Annotated in this window: 4 protein-coding genes; all 4 read left to right on the top strand. The window is 29.3% G+C overall.

Annotation, left to right across the window (positions count from 1 at the left end):
* A partial coding sequence (locus tag AB1Z17_RS02860) for a DUF1015 domain-containing protein (RefSeq protein ID WP_368050281.1) occupies positions 1 to 627 on the top strand: 627 nt, incomplete at its 5' end.
* Between the two features lie 4 nt (positions 628 to 631).
* A complete protein-coding gene (locus AB1Z17_RS02855; protein WP_368050280.1) occupies positions 632 to 1300 on the top strand; it encodes a YggS family pyridoxal phosphate-dependent enzyme in 669 nt (222 codons plus the stop codon).
* Position 1301: 1 nt separating this feature from the next.
* Positions 1302 to 2381, top strand: a complete 1080-nt coding sequence (locus AB1Z17_RS02850) for an exonuclease domain-containing protein (RefSeq protein WP_368050279.1) — start codon at positions 1302 to 1304, stop codon at positions 2379 to 2381.
* 127 nt (positions 2382 to 2508) lie between these two features.
* Positions 2509 to 3098, top strand: a 590-nt coding sequence (locus AB1Z17_RS02845; RefSeq protein WP_368050282.1) for an ion transporter, incomplete at its 3' end; no start/stop codon positions are given.

The following is a 3098-nucleotide window of genomic DNA, read 5'->3' as shown; positions in this document are numbered from 1 at the left end:
GTAGCTGATGGGCATCATAGAACTGCTGCTGCTGCAGGAATGAGCAAAGAATTTGCTAGTAACAATCCAAATCACACTGGAAATGAACCATATAACTATTTTATGGCGGTACATTTTCCTGACAATCAGCTTCAAATTATTGATTATAATAGAGTTGTAAAAGATTTAAACGGATTAACTTCAAAAGAATTTTTAGCTAAAATTTCTAAAAATTTCGAAATAACTTCAGAAAGTGAAGCTATTATTAAACCTACAAAATTACATGATTTCTCAATTTATGTTGCTGGAAAATGGCATGGCTTAACAGCAAAAGAAGGAACTTATAATGATAATGACCCTATTGGAAGTTTAGATGTAAGTGTGTTATCTAATTGTATATTAGAACCAATTTTAGATATAAAAGATTTAAGAACTTCAACAAGAATTGATTTTGTTGGTGGAATTCGTGGTTTAGGTGAATTAAGCAGACGTGTAGATAACGGAGAAATGGCTGTTGCCTTTGCCCTATTCCCTGTAAGCATGAATCAATTAATGAATATTGCCGATACTGGAAATATTATGCCTCCAAAAGTAACTTGGTTCGAACCAAAATTAAGATCTGGTTTAGTAATTAATAAATTAGATTAATTTAGTGAATATTAAATCAAATTTAAATACTATAAATAAAACTTTACCAGCACATGTTAAGTTGATTGCTGTTTCAAAAACAAAACCTGTTTCTGAAATATTAGAGGCTTATAATGCTGGACAAAGAGCTTTCGGTGAAAACAAAATTCAGGAAATGACTGAAAAGTTTGAAGAATTACCGAAAGATATTGAATGGCACATGATTGGACATCTGCAACGCAATAAAGTGAAGTATATGGCCAATTTTGTGTCTTTAATTCACGGAGTTGACAGTCTGAAAACATTAAAAGAAATTAACAAACAAGCATTAAAAAACAATAGAGTTATCAATTGTTTATTACAATTAAAAATTGCGAAAGAAGATACCAAATTCGGACTTTCATTTAAAGAAGTTGAAGAAATATTAAATTCAGAAGAATTTAAAAGTCTTTCGAACGTTAGTATTCAAGGCGTTATGGGAATGGCTAGTTTTACCGATGACGAAACAATAATAAGAGCCGAATTTAAAACTTTAAAAAATTATTTTAATACCTTAAAAATACACAAATCAACAAACTTCAATCCAACTATAATTTCAATGGGAATGAGTGGCGATTACAAAATAGCCATAGAAGAAGGAAGTACAATGGTTAGAGTTGGAAGTGCTATATTTGGAACAAGAAACTATAATTAATTTGTACGCAATACTCGACATAGAAACAACTGGTGGTAAATTTGATGAAGAAGGAATTACTGAAATTGCTATTTATAAATTTGACGGTGATCAAATAGTAGATCAATTTATTAGTTTGGTTAATCCAGAAAAAGACATACAACCTTTTGTTGTTAATTTAACTGGAATTAATAATGGCATGTTAAAAAATGCTCCAAAATTTCATGAGGTTGCAAAACGCATTGTAGATATTACTGCAGACTGCGTTCTAGTTGCCCATAATGCAAATTTCGACAATCGTATTTTAACAACTGAATTTAGACGTTTGGGTTTTGATTTTGAACGAGAAACTTTATGTACTGTAGAATTAAGTCAGAAATTAATTCCTGAACAAGATTCATACAAATTAGGAAAATTATGTAGCGCACTAGGAATCCCTGTTTCAAGCAGACATAGAGCAGATGGAGATGCAATTGCAACCGTACAATTGTTTAAATTATTGCTAAATAAAGATTTTGAAAAAGAAATTATAAAAAAGGCCATTAAAACAGATAATTCTAGAAAATTAGCACCCAAATTATTAACAATTTTAGATGAATTACCTGCAAAAGCCGGATTGTTTTATGTGCATAATGTAGAAAGAACCATTTTGTATATTGGAAAAGGAAGAAATATTAAAAAAACTGTTAATCAGTTATTTTTAAGAACTTCAAAAAAAGCTAAAACATTACAAGCCGCTGTTGTTTCCGTAACTTTTGAAGTAACAGGAAGTGAACTGATCGCACAATTAAAACATATAGAAGAACTTAAAATTAATAACCCTAAATTTAATTTTAAACAAAAGCCTAATTTTACAAGAATTGAATTTAGTAATACCAATTTACTCCTTATTGATAGGGGAAGAAACGTAGGAGAGAAATCGGTTTTATTAATTGAAAACAACAAGTTTAAAGGGTTTTGTTATACTGATTTAGCTCATCAAATAACAAATATTGAAATTTTAAGAAACCTTATTTCACCTATGGAAGATTCTATTCATAATAGGTGTACCATAAAAAAATACCTCCAAAGAAATAATGTTGAAAGAATAATTCGATTTTAATTAAAATAAATATTTTATTTTAGTGAAAATTAAGTAATACTCTAAATTGGAAAAACAAAAAGACACGAGACATTGGAAAATTAAACTTCATGAAATTATTTATGAAGCTGACACGCCTAACGGCAAGATGTTCGATATAATTTTAATTCTTGCCATTATTGCAAGTATCATTTTAGTAATGTTAGAAAGTGTTGAAAGTTTTGATAGAGATTTTCATAATTTTCTTAATATTTCTGAATGGATTATAACCATATTATTTACCTTAGAATACATTGCTCGTATAATTTCTATTAAAAAACCCAGCAAATATATATTTAGTTTTTACGGAGTTATAGATTTATTAGCAACCATTCCAAAATACCTTTCGTTAATTTTTGTAGGTACACATGCCTTGGTTGCACTTAGAGCGCTTCGACTTTTAAGAGTTTTTAGAATTTTAAAATTAACACGTTATTTAGGTGCTTCTAAAACATTAGCAGGAGCACTATATGATAGCAGAATAAAAATTTCTGTATTCTTATTTGTTGTAGTATTATTAACCGTAATATTAGGTACTATAATGTATTTAATTGAAGGTCCGCAAAATGGCTTTACAAGTATTCCTTACAGCATGTATTGGGCTATAGTTACCTTAACTACAGTTGGTTATGGAGATATTGCACCTCATACGCCTATGGGTCAGTTTATTGCTAGTATTGTGATGATTTTAGGTTATGG

It is taken from the genome of Lutibacter sp. (assembly GCF_040883305.1).
Taxonomy (GTDB): Bacteria; Bacteroidota; Bacteroidia; order Flavobacteriales; family Flavobacteriaceae; genus Lutibacter.
This window is presented reverse-complemented; position numbering and strand designations above follow the sequence as displayed.